This is a genomic window from Mycobacterium sp. PSTR-4-N (genome assembly GCF_022348085.1).
Taxonomy (GTDB): domain Bacteria; phylum Actinomycetota; class Actinomycetes; order Mycobacteriales; family Mycobacteriaceae; genus Mycobacterium.
In genome coordinates, this window is record NZ_JAKRFN010000005.1 from 260,639 (window position 1) to 278,830 (window position 18,192).

Annotated in this window: 14 protein-coding genes; 5 read left to right on the plus strand and 9 right to left on the minus strand. The window is 68.4% G+C overall.

What is annotated here, in order from left to right:
* Positions 1 to 133: 133 nt before the first annotated feature.
* Positions 134 to 1,111, minus strand: coding sequence for a zinc-binding dehydrogenase (locus tag MHN84_RS09940; protein ID WP_241204459.1), 978 nt, complete (start codon positions 1,109 to 1,111; stop codon positions 134 to 136).
* A gap of 15 nt (positions 1,112 to 1,126) precedes the next feature.
* The gene (mdlC, locus tag MHN84_RS09945) at positions 1,127 to 2,743 is read right to left on the minus strand and encodes a benzoylformate decarboxylase (protein WP_241204460.1); all 1,617 of its coding nucleotides are present in this window, start codon (positions 2,741 to 2,743) and stop codon (positions 1,127 to 1,129) included.
* A 157-nt stretch (positions 2,744 to 2,900) separates the two neighbouring features.
* Here mdlC and MHN84_RS09950 point away from each other — a divergent pair, with 157 nt between their 5' ends.
* Complete coding sequence (locus tag MHN84_RS09950) at positions 2,901 to 5,786, plus strand: AAA family ATPase (RefSeq protein ID WP_241204461.1); 2,886 nt, start codon at positions 2,901 to 2,903, stop codon at positions 5,784 to 5,786.
* A gap of 40 nt (positions 5,787 to 5,826) precedes the next feature.
* On the opposite strand, the gene MHN84_RS09955 is transcribed toward MHN84_RS09950, so the two are convergent.
* Together MHN84_RS09955 and MHN84_RS09960 are read right to left on the minus strand one after the other, a co-directional pair.
* Positions 5,827 to 6,192: an RNA-binding S4 domain-containing protein gene (locus tag MHN84_RS09955; RefSeq protein WP_241204462.1), complete on the minus strand. Its 366-nt coding sequence runs from the start codon at positions 6,190 to 6,192 to the stop codon at positions 5,827 to 5,829.
* 8 nt (positions 6,193 to 6,200) lie between these two features.
* Positions 6,201 to 6,911 (minus strand): TetR/AcrR family transcriptional regulator, encoded by a 711-nt coding sequence (locus MHN84_RS09960; protein ID WP_241204463.1) that lies wholly within the window; start codon positions 6,909 to 6,911, stop codon positions 6,201 to 6,203.
* A gap of 131 nt (positions 6,912 to 7,042) precedes the next feature.
* On the opposite strand from MHN84_RS09960, the gene MHN84_RS09965 reads away from it, so the two are divergent.
* Positions 7,043 to 7,861: a lysophospholipid acyltransferase family protein gene (locus tag MHN84_RS09965; protein WP_241204568.1), complete on the plus strand. Its 819-nt coding sequence runs from the start codon at positions 7,043 to 7,045 to the stop codon at positions 7,859 to 7,861.
* Here MHN84_RS09965 and MHN84_RS09970 read toward each other — a convergent pair.
* On the minus strand, positions 7,849 to 9,486 hold the full coding sequence (locus MHN84_RS09970) for a diguanylate cyclase domain-containing protein (RefSeq protein WP_241204464.1): 1,638 nt from the start codon (positions 9,484 to 9,486) through the stop codon (positions 7,849 to 7,851). The genes MHN84_RS09965 and MHN84_RS09970 overlap by 13 nt on opposite strands.
* Before the next feature lie 60 nt (positions 9,487 to 9,546).
* Between MHN84_RS09970 and MHN84_RS09975 the strand changes: the two genes are divergently transcribed.
* Complete coding sequence (locus MHN84_RS09975) at positions 9,547 to 10,902, plus strand: NAD(P)/FAD-dependent oxidoreductase (RefSeq protein ID WP_241204465.1); 1,356 nt, start codon at positions 9,547 to 9,549, stop codon at positions 10,900 to 10,902.
* Here the strand turns inward: MHN84_RS09975 and MHN84_RS09980 are convergent.
* From MHN84_RS09980 to MHN84_RS09995, 4 genes are all read right to left on the minus strand, one after another.
* Positions 10,872 to 11,531: a class I SAM-dependent methyltransferase gene (locus MHN84_RS09980; protein WP_241204466.1), complete on the minus strand. Its 660-nt coding sequence runs from the start codon at positions 11,529 to 11,531 to the stop codon at positions 10,872 to 10,874. The two genes, MHN84_RS09975 and MHN84_RS09980, sit on opposite strands and share 31 nt — an antisense overlap.
* 79 nt (positions 11,532 to 11,610) lie before the next feature.
* Positions 11,611 to 12,639: an alpha/beta fold hydrolase gene (locus MHN84_RS09985; protein ID WP_241204467.1), complete on the minus strand. Its 1,029-nt coding sequence runs from the start codon at positions 12,637 to 12,639 to the stop codon at positions 11,611 to 11,613.
* A 51-nt stretch (positions 12,640 to 12,690) separates the two neighbouring features.
* Complete coding sequence (locus MHN84_RS09990) at positions 12,691 to 13,518, minus strand: MOSC domain-containing protein (protein ID WP_241204468.1); 828 nt, start codon at positions 13,516 to 13,518, stop codon at positions 12,691 to 12,693.
* Positions 13,519 to 13,551: 33 nt separating this feature from the next.
* Positions 13,552 to 14,607: a sodium:calcium antiporter gene (locus tag MHN84_RS09995; RefSeq protein ID WP_241204469.1), complete on the minus strand. Its 1,056-nt coding sequence runs from the start codon at positions 14,605 to 14,607 to the stop codon at positions 13,552 to 13,554.
* Between the two features lie 248 nt (positions 14,608 to 14,855).
* Here MHN84_RS09995 and MHN84_RS10000 point away from each other — a divergent pair, with 248 nt between their 5' ends.
* The gene (locus MHN84_RS10000) at positions 14,856 to 15,302 is read left to right on the plus strand and encodes an MmpS family transport accessory protein (RefSeq protein WP_241204470.1); all 447 of its coding nucleotides are present in this window, start codon (positions 14,856 to 14,858) and stop codon (positions 15,300 to 15,302) included.
* 8 nt (positions 15,303 to 15,310) lie between these two features.
* Positions 15,311 to 18,190 (plus strand): RND family transporter, encoded by a 2,880-nt coding sequence (locus MHN84_RS10005; protein ID WP_241204471.1) that lies wholly within the window; start codon positions 15,311 to 15,313, stop codon positions 18,188 to 18,190.
* Positions 18,191 to 18,192: the final 2 nt, after the last annotated feature.

Sequence of the window (18,192 nt, forward strand, 5' to 3'; positions counted from 1 at the left end):
TGGCGGCGCACCGCGCCGCGGCGGGAAATGGTCATGGCTGATTCTGACTTTCGAGGATCGTGCCTGACATTGGCGGTACCGCCACCTTCGCGATGGGGGTTAACCGGAACAGTGCCCCCCTCGGCGCTCTCCGTCAGATCGGCACCAGGATGGTCGAGCCGCGGGTGCGGCGGGCTTCCAGGTCCTGGTGCGCCTGGGCGGCGTCGCGCAGTGCGTAGGTCCCTCCGACGGTGACGGTGATGGCCCCCGATCCGATGGCGTCGAAGAGTTCACCGGCACGCCAGGAGAATTCGTCGGCGGTGCGGTTGAAGTGCGTGCGATACGGCCGGGTCAAGTACACCGACCCGGCGGCGTTGAGCCGCTGAGGATCGACCGGTGGCACCGGGCCACTGGCGGCACCGAAGAGCGCAAGGGTGCCTCGGATCGCAAGGCTCTTCAGGCTGGCATCGAATGTGGACCTTCCCACTCCGTCGTACACAGCTGCCACCCCCTCTCCGTCGGTGAGATCACGGATCGCGCGCCCGAACGCATCCGGGTCATCGGGGTAGTCGAGCACGTGCCAGGCACCGGCCTGCCGCGACATCTCCGCCTTCTGCGGAGTCGAGACGGTCGTGATCACCCGAGCCCCTTTGTTGACGGCCCACTGGGTCAGGATCAGCCCCACCCCGCCGGCACCGGCATGTACGAGGATCGTGTCTCCGGGCTTCACTGCGTAGACGGAGGTGAGCAGAAGGTGTGATGTCTCGCCCTTGAGCAGAGCCGACGCCGCAACCTGAGGGGAGATGCCGGCGGGAACGTGGGCCGTGAGATCGACGTTGGCGACACAGTATTCGGCGTAGGTGCCGTCGGTGTCGGCGGTCGCCACTCGATCGCCGACACGGAACCCGCTGACCTCGCTGCCCACCTCGGTGACCACCCCGCAGACCTCACAACCGGGGATGAAAGGCAGCGGGTGCGGATAGGCGCCGGTGCGGAAATAGGTGTCGATGAAGTTGACTCCGATGGCTTCGGTCTTGACCAGCACCTGACGTGGCCCGGGAGTGGGTGAGGGCAGTTCGGTGTAGTCGAGGACCTCGGGCCCGCCGTGGCGGGACAGCTGGATGGCGTGCACGACGGTTCCCGCCTCTCAACCCAAAAAGGGCAATTGCGGTGTGGTGGGAACGACGATCACCGTGGGTCCGTCCGCTTCCAACGCGGCCTCGAACTCCTTGGCCAGTGACTCGGTTCCGTCCACCGTGACCGATCGCAGGCCGAATCCCTTGCCCAGCGCTTCGATGTCGAGGCCCGGCAGGTCCAGACCGGGGACATGAGGAGTCTTCTCCAGCAACGCGAACGACTTCAGGATCGCGTACTCACCGTTACGGAACACCACGAACACGATCGGCAACTTGTGTTGTGCCGCAGTCCAAATCGCCTGCACCGAGTACTCGAAGGAACCGTCGCCGATCGTCGCCACCACATGGCGGTCCACGCCTCGCTCGCGGTCACCCAGCGCGATGCCCACCGCGGCGGGCACCCCCCAACCGATTCCACCGCTGGGGGTAGAGAAGAAGCTGTCGCTGTTGGTGGTGGGGCACCAGGCCAGTTGCTCGGCCATGGTGGACGTGGACTCGTTGACCAGCGCCGAGTCTTCGGGCTTGACGGTTCGGATCACGTGGTACACCTGATCGGCGGTCAGAGGCGCTGCCGCGGGCTCCACGTCGGTGACCTCGGGCAGCTGCCGGGGCGTCGGCACTGTCCGGTCATCGGGCACCTCGATCATGTCGACCAACTGCTCGAGCGCCATGCGCACCGAGCCGACGATGCTGTCGCCGACCGGAGCGATCGCCGACAGGTGTGGGTCCGCGGTGATCTGCAGCACCTCGGTGCCCTCGGGGAGGAAGTCGCCGGCGACGAAGGGGTAATAGCGGAAGACCTGCGCGCCGACGGCGATCACGAGGTCGTAGCCGCGCAGCGCCTCGTTGACGCCGGCGATCGTCATGGGCAGTGGCCCCTGAGCCAGGGGATGATTCTCCGGAAACGAGATCCGGTCTGGCAGGGAGCTGCCGTACACGGGAGCCTTCAGCTTCTCGGCGAAGGCGATGCCCGCGTCCCAGCCGCCGTCGCGGTCGACCTCAGGGCCCAGCAGCAGGAGGGGGCGACGTGCCCTGCTGATCCGTTCGGCGAACTCGGCCAACCGGCCGGCGTCGGGCGCCACTCTCTCGCTCATTGCGCGCACCACCGCGGACCCCAGGGCCGGCTTGTCCCAGTCGTCGAGCGGAATGGACAGGAAGACAGGGCCTTTCGGGGGTTGCATGGCCACCACGTAGGCCTGCATGAAGGCTGCAGGCACGTCTTCGGCCCGGGTCGGCTCATATGCCCACTTGACCCACGGCTGCGGGAACGCAGTGGCGTCGCGGTTGTTCAGATAGGGGTCCACCAGAGCCATCTCGCGAGTCTGCTGCCCGGCGGTGACGATCAGCGGGGTGTTCGCCTTGTACGAGGCGACCAACGATCCCATCGCGTTGCCGGTGCCGGCTGCGGTGTGCAGGTTCACCAGGGCCGGCTTGCGCCGCACCTGGGCGAATCCGTCGGCCATCGCGAGCACCGAGGCCTCCTGCAGGCCCAGAACGTAGGTGAAGTCGTCGGGGAAGTCGCGCAGGAAGGACTGCTCAGTCGAACCGGGGTTGCCGAACACGGTGGTGAGCCCCAGCGTGCGCAACAGGTCGTAAGTGGCGTGGTGGACAGTCATGCGGTCGGACATCAGACGGGCCTTTCGTTGGATTCCGAGTGCCTTTCGAGCGGATCGGGTGATGAAAACTCTTGTCGCCGAGGGCTCCGGCGTCATTGCCGGTGCCGACCAACTGAACGGGAGGTTTCGCGCACCTCGCAGTGGGGGTTAACCGGAACACCGGTCGGCTGTGGCCAGTGAATCACCGGCGCCGCCCGCCAACCCCAGGGAAAAACACGGGGTGCGCCGCCCCGTGGTGGCCGAGCAGAAGCCGGTGTTCGCGATGGCGCGGTCGCCGGTCGACACGTGTGATGATGACGGGGTGTCAGCAGTTGCGCGCCGCGGCATCGTCGTCGGGAGGCGATCCGAACAGGACCGGATCGCCTCGCTGATCGCCGAGGCCCAGCAGGGACGCAGCGGCGCGCTGGTCGTGCGCGGTGACGCCGGTCTGGGGAAGACGTACCTCCTCGAAGCGGCGGCACACGACTGTGCCGCTACGTTCCACGTCATCATGATCAGCGGGGCCGAGTCCGAGATGGTCGTCGATTACGCCGCACTGCAACGCATTCACGTGCAACTCGGCGCCGACGACGTGAGACTGCCCGAGGGGCAGAGGCGTGCATTGCGTGCGGCCGTCGGCAACGATGTCTCCGCCGCTCCCGATCCGTACCTCGTGGGTCTGGCTCTGGTGAACCTGCTCAGCGACGCCGGGGCGGAGCGTCCTCTGTTGTGCATCGTCGACGATGCACAGTGGATCGACGAGCGGTCGCGCCAGTCGCTCGGCTTCGTCGCGCGGCGTCTGATGGCCGACCGGGTGGCGTTGATCTTCGCCACCAGAGACGGGGGCGGTTCAGACCACCTCGACGGAATTCCTGATCTTGCGCTGCGACCGTTGAACGATGCGGAGGCACGTGACCTGCTTAACGCGGTGCTGCCCGGGCGTCTCGATCAGCGGGTGGGGGAGCGCATTCTCGCCGACGCGCACGGCAACCCGCTCGCGCTCACCGAGCTGCCCCACTCGACCCGGCCCGCGCAGCTCGCAGGCGGCTTCGCGCTTGCCGGACAGGGGGCGTTCGCGACCGCGATGGAGCACACCTTCGTGGCGCGCGTGCAGGAGTTGCCTGACGCCAGCCGCCTTCTGCTGCTGATCGCCGCCGCCGAACCGGTCGGCGACCCTGCCTGGTTCTGGGCGGCAGCGCAGGCGTTGGGTGTGAGCGTCGATGACGCCGAACCGGCCGAGCTCGCCGGCTTGATCAGCCTCGACAGCCGAGTGGTGTTCCGGCACCCCTTGGTGCGCTCAGCGGTGTACCGCAGTGAACCCGCCGCCCGCCGCCACCGCGTGCATGCGGCGTTGGCCGATGCGATCGGCGGACCCGACACCGCCGATTACCGTGCCTGGCACCGAGGCCGTGCGATCGCATCGCCCAGCGAACCGGTGGCCGCGGAACTCGTCGCGTCGGCAGAGCGCGCCCGCCGACGGGGTGGAGTCGCCGCTACCGCCGCCTTCCTCGAAAGCGCGGTGAATCTGACGCCGGATCCTTCGCTGCGGGCGCGACGAGCACTGCAGGCGGCCGCGGCGAAACTCGACGCGGGTGATCCTGTGGCCGCGGCGCGGATGATCGAAATCGCCGATGCCGCAACTGTTGACGACGCACACCGTGCCCGAGTCGTGTTGTTGCGCGCGCAACTCGCGTTCGCGACCGACCGGGGGCGGGAGGGGCCGGGTCTGCTGCTCGCCGCGGCTCGCGCGTTGTCCGACCACGAACCGTTGGTCGCTCGCGAAACCTACCTGTCCGCGCTGATGGCCGCCATGATCGTGGGCAGACTCGCCGAGGACGCGGATCATGAACCCGTTCACATCGCCGAGGCCGCCCGCCGTGGTCCACCCGCCCCGATTCCGCCGCGGGCAGTCGATCTCCTGCTCGACGGCCTCGCCGTTCGTCTGCACACCGGGTACGCCGACTCGGCGTCACTGCTCAAGAGTGCGCTGCACGCCTATCTGCGCGACGTGCACGCCGGTACGGCCGACCCTCGCTGGCACGACATCACCAATCGGATCTGCTTGGACCTGTTCGATTTCACCGCCTACCACGCGTTGGCCACCCGCCAGCTCGAACTCCTGCGGGGTGCCGGCGAACTCACGGTGTTGCCTGCCGCGCTCACCACACTGGCCGCCGCGCGCGTGATCGACGGCGACTTCGACGGTGCACAAGCGCTTCTGGACGAGGCGTTCATCGTGTCGGCGGCCACCGGCGCACCTCCGCACCGCTCGGGAACCGCGCTGCTGGCCGCTCATCGCGGTGACGAAACGTTGTGGCTGGAGATGTCTGCCCGAACCGTCGCGGAGGCCACGGCGAGGGGAGAAGGGACCGAAGTGACGGTTGCCTGCTACTCACAAGCCCTGCTCTACAACGGTTTGGCGCGATACGCCGACGCCTTCGAGGCTTGCCGGTGCGGGCAGGACTTCGACGACATCGGACTGTCCGGCAGCCTGCTGCTGGAAACAGTCGAGGCGGCCTCCTACACAAGGGATTTCGCTGCCGCACGCGCGGCGGCAGAGGAGCTGGGGCGGCGCGCGGCGGCCAGCGGAACAGAGTCGGCTCTGGGCTTGGCGCCCCGCGCGTCCGCGCTGGCCAAGGGCGAGCGCGCGACCGACGCCGATTATCGCCGGGCGTTGACGCATCTGGAGCGCAGCCCGCTGGCTGTTTACCGCGCTCGAACACACCTGGTCTACGGGGAGTGGTTGCGCAGAGTGGGCCGTGACGCCGATGCCCGTACTCAGCTGCGCATCGCCCACGACGTGTTCGCCGCCATGGGTGCGGACGGGTTCGCGCAACGTGCGGCACGTGAATTGCATTCCGCGGGGGGTAGTTTCGGTGTACGTGGCCGTCGCTACGATGCCGAACTGACCACTCAGGAGCGGCACATCAGCCGCCTGGTGCGCCAGGGCCACACCAACATCGAAATCGGGGAGCACCTGCTGATCAGCCACCGCACGGTCGAGTGGCATCTGCGCAACATCTACCAGAAGCTGGGCATCACGTCGCGCCGGCAACTCCGCGGAATGGACGTGTGAACCGGCCGGGGCGCTCCGTCGCGGTCGCGTTCGGCGTGATTCAGCGCTGCTGCGCGCGCCATTTGTCGAGAAGCCGGCGGTCCCGCTTGGTGGGTCGGCCCGCGCCCCGGTCCCGCATCGCAACCGGAATCGCGACGGCCGGGGGCGGGGGCGGCGTGCGGTCCAGGTAGCAGGTCGCCGCGTCGGCGGGGCCGACACGCTTCTGGATCACGCGGACCACCTCGACGATCCGGGTGCGACCGCCGACCAGGGCGCGCACCGTGTCGCCGGGACCGACCGTCGTCGACGGCTTGGCGGGCCGGTCGTTGACTCGTACGTGACCGCCGCGGCACGCCTCGGCGGCGTCCGGGCGCGTCTTGGTCAACCGGACCGCCCACAGCCAGCGGTCCACGCGCGTGGCGTCCATGGCGACCATCATGGAACATCGCCGGCGATGAGCCCCACCGCCGCATTCCGGCGTTCGCGAAGAAATGCCGCCACTTCGCCTGCCGCTGCGGTGATGTCGTCGCTCGTCGCATCGTCCGGTCCGAGCAGTGCGGTGACGGCTGCGCTGACGACCCGCAGCGGGTCGGTCGTCGGGCGGGAGTCGGCCATCATCGTCATCGCGACCCCTGTCACCAGACCGTGGAGGGCGAACGCCTGATCGGCGATGTCCCAGTCGCTCCGGGTCATTCGATGACGACGCCAGACCGGTAGGACCGCGCCGATGACCGCGCTCGGCCCCAGGGTCTCGTGCAGCGTGAGGGAGCGGGGATGGTCGGCCAGCATGCCGAGCAGATCACCGTCCTGACGCTGCAACGCCGCGACCAACGGATGGTTGACGGCCGCGTCGAGCATCGTCGGGCAGAACCGAGACGGTCGTGCCAGGTCGGGATCGCTGTCGAGGCGGATGATCAGGTCATCGAGGAGGGCGAGGAACCCGCGTCCGACCAGCCCGAGCAACAGATCTTCTTTGGTGGGCCAGTACAGGTAGACGGTGCCCTTGCCGACGTGCGCGCGCGTCGCGACATCGGCGACGGTGAAGCCACGCGCACCCCGTTTGAGGAGAAGCTCGCCGGCGGCCGTCACCACGCGAGCGGCCGTGGCCGACTGCTGCTCGGGCAGGGCGGTCGGCGTGGAACTCACCGGCCGACTATAGCCGCGCCGACGACGCCGCAGACCGAACTGACCATTTCAGTATTCTGGTCAGCCGTTCGGGTACGCTGGCGGCCGTGAACGTGTTCTCCGTCGTCGACCGGGCCAAGCGAGTGGCAGCCATGGAGTCGGCGATCTTCTCGCTCGCCGACCGACTGCACCCCGTGGTGTCGAGGTCGCGTATTTACGTCGACGGACTCGATCGGCTACCGCGCGACGGACGCTTCCTCCTGGTCGGGAACCACACGACGGCAGGCTGGCCGGAAATCGTGCTGATCCCCTACTTCGTGCACGCCGAACTGGGCGTCCGGGTGAGGGGTTTGGCGACCAGACAGCTGGCCGACATGGGTGGCCTCGGTGGGGAGATCGCCGAAGCCGCCGGTGCCGTGGTGGGCGATCCCGCCACCGCTGCGGAACTGATGATCCGGGGCGAAACCGTGCTGGTGTTCCCCGGTGGGGGACGCGACATGCTCAAGTTCAAGGGCGAGGAGTACCGGCTTCTCTGGCAGGGTCGCAGTGGTTTCGCGAGGTTGGCGATCGCCCACGACTATCCGATCGTGCCCGTCGGGCTGGTGGGCGGGGACGACGTGTTCCACAGCATGACCGAGCGCGACGGGGCCTGGGAGCGGATGACCCGGGGCATCGGCGAGCGGCTGCACGGGGTGCGCGGCGTCGGCATCCCCCTGGTCCGCGGCATCGGGCCGACATTCGCACCGCGGCCGCAGCGGATGTACCTGCGTTTCGGCGCTCCGATCGCCACGGAACGGCCCACCGGCACCGCGGTGGAGTCGTGGGAGCGAGCGGTCAAGCAGACCACCCAGAACGCGCTCGAGTCGATCCTCGACGAGGTGCAGACCCTCCGCGCCGAGGACCCCTTCCGCCGGCTCAACCCGCTCGCCTGGCGCAGCGCGATCCAGCCGCCGCCGGCTCAGACCGCGTAGCGCGTGCGCCCCCGCCCGGAGGCCTTCGCGTGGTACATCGCCTCATCGGCGGCCCGGAGCAACTCGAGGGCGTCCCGGGCGTCGTTCACGCCCACCAACGTGACGCCGATGCTTGCGGTCACGGTGAGCTCGACGTCGTGATACCGGATCGGATCGGTTGCCGCACAATGTAATCGGTCGATGAGCTGATCCAGCTCGGACCGTTCGATGCGCTGCATCAGCAGCACCACGAACTCGTCTCCCGCCAGCCGCGCGATCACATCGGACTCCCGCAGCGCCTGCTTCATCCGGGCCGACGTGGTGACCAGCACCGCGTCACCGGCGTCATGGCCGAAGGAGTCGTTGACGAACTTGAGGTCGTCGAGATCGATGAACAGCACCGCGCTGAGCCGCTGCACCGCATCCGGGCGCAACGACGCCGCGATGCGCGCGAAGGCCCCCGATCGGTTCAGCAGGCCGGTCAACACATCGTGGGCCGCTTCGTGCGCGGCGCGCTCGTGCGCGACCTTCTGCGGGGTGATGTCGACGAACGTCGCGACGACCGGCGAGTGCGGCGGATCGTCGGGGCTCAGCAACCGTGTGCTCATCGAGAGCCACACCCTGCTGCCGTCCTCGCAGTCGACGCCCACCACGCGGTCGACCTGGGGGACACCGGAATGCGCCACCTGCCAGACCGGCTGCTGCATGACAGGCAACGCGCGCCCCTCCGCGTCGACCAGGGGGATGTTCGAGGCGAACGGCGCATCGACCGGTCGCACCGTGGCCAGGATGCGTTGCGCCGCCGGGTTGGTCGACATCACCGAGCCGTCGGGGCCGAACACCACCACCCCGGCGTCCAGCGCGGTCACGATTGCCTCGAAGTGTCGCTCGGCGCGGCGCAGAGCGGTCATGTCCGCGCAGATCAGTACGTACCCGGATGCGGTCCGCGCCGCGGTCAGCCGGATGGAGCGGGGTGAGCCATCGGACGCGACGTGCGTGGTGTGCAGCACCCCCAGTGTGTCGATCAGCCGCTCGGCGTCGATCTCCGCGCCCACCGCGTCGTGCACAGGACGGTCCCGCACCTCGTGGAACCGGCGGCCGTAGATCTTCTCGGCCGCGGCATTCCAACTGCTGACCGTGCCTTCGCGGGACAACCCGATGACACCGTCGCTGACGTGGTCGAGCAACGCCGCTTGGTAGCGCAGGAGGTCGGCCGCTCGGCTCGTGGTCAGATCGCGGAAATAGGTGACGACCGCGGGCCGGTCGTTCCAGCGGATCCGGATCGAGGTGGCTTCGACGTCGCGCACCGCTCCGCGCGATCGGCTCATGGACACCTCGGTCGGGGGAGCGTTGTCGCCGTCGCGGTGCAAACCGTTCAGGCGGCTCTCCACCTTCGGCAGGATGTCGGCCGGGATGAAATCCGACACTTTTCGCCCGACCAGGTCGTTGCTGCCCCGCACCCCCATCCACCGCACCGCGGTGGCGTTCGCGAACACGATCGTGCCGTCCTGATGGACACAGATACCGTCGCTGGCCAGATCGAACAGCTCGCGGAAGCGCTGCTCGGCGTCTGCTGCGCCGTCCACCGCCGCCGGTGCGGCGTCGGTGTCGTCTCCTGACATACCCGCCCCCGCCGGCCCGATCACTCCGATCGAGGCTAGCGTGTCGGCGGGTGCATTCGATGAGAAACGGGTATCGACGGTGCCATGGGTAATCCGCGTCCGAAAGTCCTGATCATCGGCGGGGGATTCGGCGGCTTGTTCTGTGCCCGCCGCTTCCGCGGGGTCGACGTCGACGTGACTCTGCTCGACCGAGCCGCGTGCCACGTGTTCCAGCCCCTGCTCTACCAGTGCGCGACGGGCACCCTCAGCATCGGCCAGATCAGCCGTTCCCTGCGTGAGGAACTCGAGCACCATCCCAACGTCCAGACGTTGCTCGGGGAGGCTGTTCGCCTGGACCCCGAGTCGCGACGGGTGACAGCGCGCCGACCCGACGACTCCACTTTCGAACTCGACTACGACTACCTGGTGATCGCGGCGGGGATGCGGCAGTCCTACTTCGGTCACGAGGAATTCGCCACGTGGGCGCCCGGGATGAAGACACTCGACGATGCGCTGAGCATCCGGCGCCGGGTGTTCGCCGCGTTCGAGATCGCCGAGACGCTGCCGCCGGGACCGGACCGGGACGCGTGGTTGACGTTCATCGTCGCCGGAGGCGGTCCCACAGGTGTCGAATTGGCCGGGCAGATCCGGGAACTGGCGACGCGGGCGTTGGCCAACGAATTCCACAGCATCCAACCGCGGGAAGCACGCGTCCTGCTGTTCGACGGCGGCGACCGGGTGCTGAAAAGCTTCGCCCCCGCCCTGGCCGGTCGGGCACAGGAGACGCTGGAGAACCTCGGGGTGAAGATGCACTTCGGCGTCCACGTCACCGATGTCCGGCGCGAGGGCGTGACGGTGAGCCCGAAAGGCGGCGGGCCGAGCCGGGACTACGCCAGCCGCACCGTGCTGTGGACCGCGGGCGTGGAAGCGGTGCCTTTCGTCCGGCACGCCGCCGACGTCCTCGGTGCGCACACGGATCGGTCCGGCCGCATCACCGTCGACCCCGATCTGTCGGTGCCCGGCCACCGGGAGGTCTTCGTGATCGGTGACATCGCGGGTCGTGACGGTCTGCCCGGCGTCGCGGAGAACGCCATGCAGGGCGGGTTGCACGCGGCGGCGTGTATCCGGCGCGACGTGAGTGGCAAGCGACGCAAGAACTACCGCTACCGTGACCTCGGCTCTGCGGCCTACATCAGCCGAGGCAACGCGTTGCTGCAAGCGGGGCCCGTGAAGCTGGCCGGGGCGTGGGGCTGGCTGGGCTGGGGGTTCATCCACATCGCCTTCCTCACCGGGGTTCGCAACCGGTTCAGTACCGTCGGCACCTGGATGGCGACGATCGCCCGGGCCAACCGCAGCGACCGCACCTTCATCCTGGGCGGCTCCGGCCACCCCGAGGAGCCCTACACCTGGGAATCGCCGGTGCACCAGAGTTACAAGGCGGGCCCGGAGAAGTCGGCGTAGGACGCTGCGGCGCGGTGGGCGCGCCCGACGACGAGTGGGCCGACGATCATCGGCATACCCCGCCAGGTCGCGCACTCGATCTCCGGCGTGAACCCGCAGGCGGTCATCGTCTCGAGAGTGTCTCTGTTGCAGACACATCCGCCGGCGAAGGCGCGCCATGGTCGCAGCAGCAGGTCCTGCCATGCCGCCAACCATCGTGATCGCGCTCGGACGTGTTCGATGAACAGCAGCCGCCCCTCCGGAACGAGCACCCGCGCGATCTCTCGCAGCGCACGCTCGGGTTCGGCGACGGTGCACAGCACCAGCGTCGAGACCACGGTGTCCACCGACGCGTCGGGGAGCGCAAGACCTTCGGCCGGTACGTCGATGATCCGGGCGACTCGGCCGAGCCCCTGAAGCCGACGGTGGAGCCGGTGGCGCATCCCGGGCTCCGGTTCGGCCAGGATCAGCTCGTCGACCGCGGCCGGGTAGCAGGGCAGGTTGAGTCCGGTCCCCGCCCCGATCTCGAGCACCCGCCCGGACGCCCCGGCGAGCAGCGTCCGTCGGCGGCGCCGCATCCCCGCGAGCTCGCCGAGGCACAGGAAGGGGTCGTAGAGCAGCGCCATCACGCGCAACCACAGCTGGTTCACGGCTCGAATCTAGGAGCCGGTGACCGCGCGCCGCATCGCCCGAATCGGCCATCATTGCGCGATGGCCGGTTCGGGTCAGTCAGAGGAGCCCCTGACGGTTCGCCTCGGCGACGGCTGCGGTGCGCGACGGGCAGCCGAGCTTGTGACGGATGTTGGCGACGTGCCGGTGCACGGTGTGTGGACTGATGCCCAGGTGTTCGGCGATCTCACGGTCGCCCAGACCGCGCGCCACACAACGCAGGACATCGCGCTCGCGCACCGACAGCGGCCCCGTGACCGGCGGAGCCGCGTCGGCCGCAGCAGCGGCGAGTCCGCTGCGGCAGGCGCGCACGACCGCGCCGACGTCGCCGTACCACGGGAAGTGCGAACGACCCTGCAGCGGAACGAGAACCGCGCCGGGAATCGAGGCGGCGACCTCCCGGCCGAGCCGGAACGGGACCGCACGATCGTCGCGCCGATGCACCACTGTCGTGGGTGCCCGCACGTCGGTCAGATACGCGCGCACGTCGAGCCGGTACACCGCGTCGAGCAGCGCCGCGGCAGTCTCCGCAGTGGCCGACGCGCGTTGCAGTCGCGCGAATCGTTCGTGCTCGCAAGCGTCTGCGTCGGCGAGGAAGATGTCGCCGAGAACCCTGGCCCCCAAACCCCAGTGCGCGTCGATGGCCGCGACGACCGCGCGGCCGACCTCGGGTGGGGTCAGCAGGCCGCCCCGCGCGAAGGCGCCATAGAGAACCAGTCGGTCAACGCGTTCGGGATAGGCTGCGGCGAAAGCGATTGCGGTGGCACCACCCGAGGAACCGCCCAGCAGCGACACCCGGTCCAGCCGCAAGTCGTCGCAGAGCGCCCGCAGCGTTTCCACGTCGTGTTCGAGGGTCAGGTCGGGCGCGCTCACGTCGCGATCGGACATGCCCACGCCGAGGCGGTCGTAGCGGATCAGTGTGCGATCCTCGGCGATCCCCGTCCAGAAGCGCTGCACGCCCGGCTGCTGCCAGTCGAGTTCGAGATGACTCACCCACCAGGCGGGAGCGACCAGCGGCGGTTCGGCACCGCGGGCCGGACCGCGCACCTCGTACGCCAGCCGGCGGTCACCGACGCGCAGGAACTGCATCGCTTCGAAACCCCTGTCCCACAGGCTGTAGAACGTACACCCGGGGCAGACCTACGCGTCGGGGATTCGGACCTCGTCCCCGATCTCGACGATCCCGCCGGTGACGACGTCGGCGTACAGACCCGCGCACGGCAGGACCCCGAATTCGCCCGCGTGGACGCGGTTGTGTTCGAGCGCATACCGAACGGCGTGCGGGGAACGCGGCAGCGAACCGTGCTCCAGCGTGGGTACCGAGCAACGTGGCGTGGGCAACGTCCCGCGCACCCGTGTGGTGCCGATGCCGAACGTGACACCGACCCAGTCGTTCTCCACGAAAGGTGGACAGCCATGCGGGGTTTCGATCACGATGTTCGGCCGGTAGCGCAGCGCCTGCCCGTGCTCGAACCCGATGGCGTCGAGCGTGGCCGTGGTGATCAGGTGAACGGGGGAGTGATCGACGAAGGCACCTCCCGGGGTGCCCTGGGCGATCTCGAGGAGCTCGGCCTCGATGTCGGCGTCGATGCCGTGGGTCAGCACGTCGACCGGATCGGAGCGCTCGACCGTGGCCCCCGCGTGGCGCTCGTCGGCCAGATGGACGCGCCGTCCGACCATCTCCGAGATCGCCTCGGCCGATTCTGCGACCGGTATGGCGCGCCCGTCGGGCAGGGTGAGCACGACACCGCCGTCCTCGGTGGATGCCGAGCACTGCAGCAGTCGGCGCCACAGGCGGGGGTTCTTGGCCGTGGCCACTCGTCCCGTCTCGTCGTCGACGAACGCGAAACGGCGATCGCCTGCGGCACCGAGGGGGCCGAACTCCAGACGGGTGCACTCTTCGCCGAGCATCGACTTCACGGGATAGCGGTGCAGTGCGGCCACCCGGCCGCTCGGAACGGTAGTCATCGCCTGCGCCAGCGTACGGGCCGCCACGTGCGGTCAGCCGGTCTGCGCGATCGCGAACAATCCGGCGACGCCGACGACGTAGATGACGAGCACCGCCAGCGAATCGATGCCCATCCGGGCGACGCGCCGCTGGGGGCGGAACAGCAAGCCTGCGGCATAGCCCAACGTCATCACGATGGCCAGCGCGGTGAGGTAGATGTCGGTGCGCTCTGCCTGGGGCAGCACGGCATCCCCGGACAGCAACGTCGCCATCAGGAACAGCACGGGAAGGAAGGCGTTGCCCCCGAAGATGTCGGACACGGCGAGCTGATAGTCCCCGTTGCGCACCGACGCCAGGCCGGTCGACAGCTCGGGCAACGACGTCGCGGCGGCCAGCACCGTGGCGCCGAAGAGAACCCCGGACAGGCCGACGCCGTCGGCGATCGCATCACCACTGCGTTCGAGGACGACCCCGGCGACGAGCGTGACCACGGCGGCCAGGCCGAAAATCAGCGCCGATCGCGTCGTGCTGACGCCCTGTGCGGTCGCCTCGCGCTCGTTGCGCGCCGCGCTGTGACCGCGGGGTTTGTCCTGACCGTCGGGCGGTTCGCCGGATTCGTGCCACGGCAGGGATCGTCCGGCGCGGCGCAGCAACAGCAACCCACCCACCCAGACCGCCAGGATCAGCACGGCGGCGGGGGTCACGCGCCAGGCGATCAACGTCGGGGGGAGCTGCGTCCCGGCGATCACCAGCGCCAGGACCGCCACCACGAGGGTCGCCTCGAGCACCAGCACCAGGGAGGCGGCGCGGTAGGTCAGGGGCCGCGGTCCGCGCACCCCGAAGGCGTCGAGTGCCACCAGGACCACGGTCTGGATGGCGATACCGCCGAGGATGTTGCCGACCGCGACGCCCAGATTTCCCGACAGCGAAGCGCTGGCGACGATCGCGATCTCCGGCAGGTTGGTGGCGACCGCGAGCAGGATCAACCCACCCAGCGCCGACCCGAGATGGAGCCGGGTGGACAGCACATCGGTCTGGTTGGACAGCGAGATGCCGGCGACCCAGATCGCCGCGGCGGCAGCACCGAACGCCAGTAGCAGGGCCCACATCGGCCAACCTGACACAGGTGTTTCCTCTCGAACGGGGGCGGTGGGCGACGGCTACCCGATACGGCGGTGAGAAACCTGTCAACATCCTGAAAGCGCGCTGGCAGTGCGCATCCGGCGATTGCCGCACGCTGTCGTGACTCCGATGTTGTGCGGTACGGTCCCGTGTCGTACCGTCAACGAAGTTGATTAGCGATCCTAGCGATCTCCGAACGGTCCGCGCCTTGTCGCCGCTCCTGAAAGGCCAATGCATGCAGCGGGATTCGTTCGCCCGGCGGCTCGGGCGACGGTGGCCGCTGCTCGTTGCGGTTGTGGTGATCGCCGTGGCCGGATTCGCGGTCTACCGGTTGCACGGGATCTTCGCCTCGGGCGACGTCACCGCCACCCCCAGCGGATCGGACAGCCAGATCGTGCCGTTCAACCCCAAGCACGTCGTCCTCGACGTCTTCGGTCCGCCCGGCACCACCGCCACCGTCACCTACCTCGACGTGCACGCCCAGCCGCAGAAAGCGCTCGGCGTCGCGCTGCCCTGGTCTTACGACGCCGTCACCACCGACCCCGCCGTCTTCGTCAATGTCGCCGCTCAGGGCGACGGCAACTCCATCGGTTGCCGAATCACGATCGACGGCCAGGTCAAAGACGAGAAGCAGGTGAACACGCTGAACGCCTACACCTTCTGCCTGGACAAGTCCGGATGAGCGCGCCGATGTCCTGGCGATCCGTCCCCGATCTGATCCGGCGTTTCTCGGTGCTGATCGCGCTGTTCTGGCTCGCGACGGCCGTTCTCACCAACGTGTTCGTACCGCAGCTGGAGACGGTCGCCGAGTCCCACAACGTCTCGCTGAGCCCGCAGGACGCGCCGTCGCTGCAGGCCAGCAAGCGCATCGGCAAGGACTTCGGGGAGTACGACTCCGACAGCTCCGCGATGATCGTCCTGGAAGGCGACCAACCCCTCGGGGCCGAGGCGCATCGCTACTACGACGGGCTCGTCGCCAAACTCGAACAGGACACCACCCACGTCCAGCACATCCAGAACTTCTGGGGTGACCCGCTGACCGCGGCGGGTTCGCAGAGCTCCGACGGCAAGGCCGCACTCGTGCAGGTGTTCCTGGCCGGAAACCAGGGCGAGTCGCTGGCCAACGAGTCCGTCGACTCGGTGCGCGACATCGTCGACGACACCCCGGCCCCGCCCGGGGTGAAGGCCTACGTGACGGGCCCGGCGCCGCTGATCACCGACCAGTTCGAGGTCGGGCGGCAGGGCACGCTGAAGACCACGCTGATCACCATCGGCGTCATCGCGGTCATGCTGATGGTCTACTTCCGGCGACTGACCACGGTGTTCTTCGTGATCTTCACCGTGATGATCGAATTGACCGCATCACGCGGTGTGGTCGCGGTCCTGGCCAACGCCGGCATCATCGAGCTCTCCACCTACTCCACGAACCTGTTGACCCTGCTGGTCATTGCGGCCGGAACCGACTACGCGATCTTCATCCTCGGCCGCTTCCACGAGGCGCGCTACGCCGGCCAGGACCGGATCGCGGCGTTCACGACCATGTATCACGGCACCGCGCACATCATCCTCGGGTCCGGGTTGACCATCGCCGGCGCGGTGCTGTGCCTGACCTTCACCCGGCTGCCGTACTTCCAGAGTCTCGGGGTGCCTGCCGGCATCGGCGTGCTCGTCGCCGTGGTGGCCGCGCTGACGTTGGCGCCGGCGCTGCTGGCGATCGGTCGGCACTTCGGACTCTTCGAGCCGGCGAGGCCGATGAGCACCCGCGGGTGGCGGCGGATCGGCACGGCAATCGTGCGCTGGCCGGGCCCCATCCTGGTGGCCACCGTCGCGATCGCGCTGATCGGTCTGCTGGCGCTGCCGAATTACAAGACCAACTACGACAACCGCACGTACATGCCCGCCGACTCGCCGGCCAACGTCGGCTACGCGGCCGCGGAGCGGCACTTCTCCCAGGCCCGGTTGGAGCCCGAGCTGCTGATGGTCGAGGCGGACCACGACCTGCGCAATCCGACCGACATGATCCTGCTCGAGCGGGTTGCCAAGGCCGTCTTCCACACCGACGGCATCGCGCAGGTGCAGTCGATCACGCGTCCGCTGGGCACTCCGCTGGACCACACGTCGATCCCGTTCCAGCTCAGCGCCAGCAGTGCGGCCCAGATCAACTCGCTGCCCTTCCAAAAGGCCCGCACCGCCGACCTGCTCAAGCAGGTCGGTGTCATCAACGATTCGATCAACACGTTGCGCAAACAGTATGAGCTGCAACAACAGTCGGCAGCAGTGACCGACGAGCAGACCAGGGCGTTCGCCCAGACCGTCGCGACGGCCCAGGACCTGCGGGACAAGATCGCCAACTTCGACGATTTCTTCCGGCCGATCCGCAACTACTTCTACTTCGAGCCGCACTGCTACGACATCCCGATCTGCTGGGCGCTGCGGTCACTGTTCGACGCCCTCGACGGCATCAACGACCTGACCGACCAGCTCGCCAACGTCGCAGGCAGCATCGCGAAACTCGATGCGCTGCAACCGAAGCTGCTGGCTCTCATTCCGCCACAGATCAGCGATCAGCAGACCAACCGCGATCTGACCATGACCAACTACGCCACCCAATCCGGGCTGAACGAGCAGAACTCGCGGGCGCTGGAGAATTCGACGCAGCTCGGCGCGGCGTATGACGCGTCGAAGACCGACGACTCGTTCTACCTGCCGCCGGAAGCATTCACCAATCCCGAATTCCAACGCGGGCTCAAGCTCTTCCTCTCACCCGATGGCAAGGCCGCGCGGATGATCATCACCCACGAGGGCGATCCAGCGACCACCGAGGGCATCTCGCACATCGACGCGATCCGGCATGCGGCGGTCGAGGCCGTCAAAGGCACGCCGTTGGCGGGTTCGCGCATCTTCATCGCCGGTACCGCGGCCACCTACAAGGACATCGCCGACGGCGCGAAGTACGACCTGATGATCGCGGGCATCGCGGCGCTGTGCCTGATTCTTCTGGTGATGATGTTCATCACGCGCAGCATCGTCGCGGCGTTCGTCATCGTCGGCACCGTGGCGCTCTCGCTCGGCGCGTCGTTCGGGCTGTCGGTCCTGATCTGGCAGGACCTGCTGGGCATCCAGCTGTACTGGATCGTGTTGGCGCTGGCCATCATTCTGTTGCTGGCTGTCGGCTCCGACTACAACCTGCTGCTGATCTCCCGCTTCAAGGAGGAGATCGGGGCCGGTCTGAACACAGGGATCATCCGGGCCATGGCGGGCTCCGGGTCGGTCGTGACGGCGGCCGGGCTGGTGTTCGCGGCCACGATGGCGTCGTTCCTGTTCGCCGATCTGCGCATTCTCGGTCAGATCGGTACGACGATTGCGCTCGGTCTGCTGTTCGACACCCTGATCGTGCGGTCGTTCATGACGCCGGCGGTTGCCGCCCTGCTGGGCCGCTGGTTCTGGTGGCCCCTGCGGGTGCGGCCGAGGCCGGCGAGTCAGATGCTGCAGCCCTACGGGTCACGCGCGGCGGTGCGGCAGTTGCTGCTGTGGGAGGACGACGACCCGGCGGTCAGGCACGCGAAGTAGCC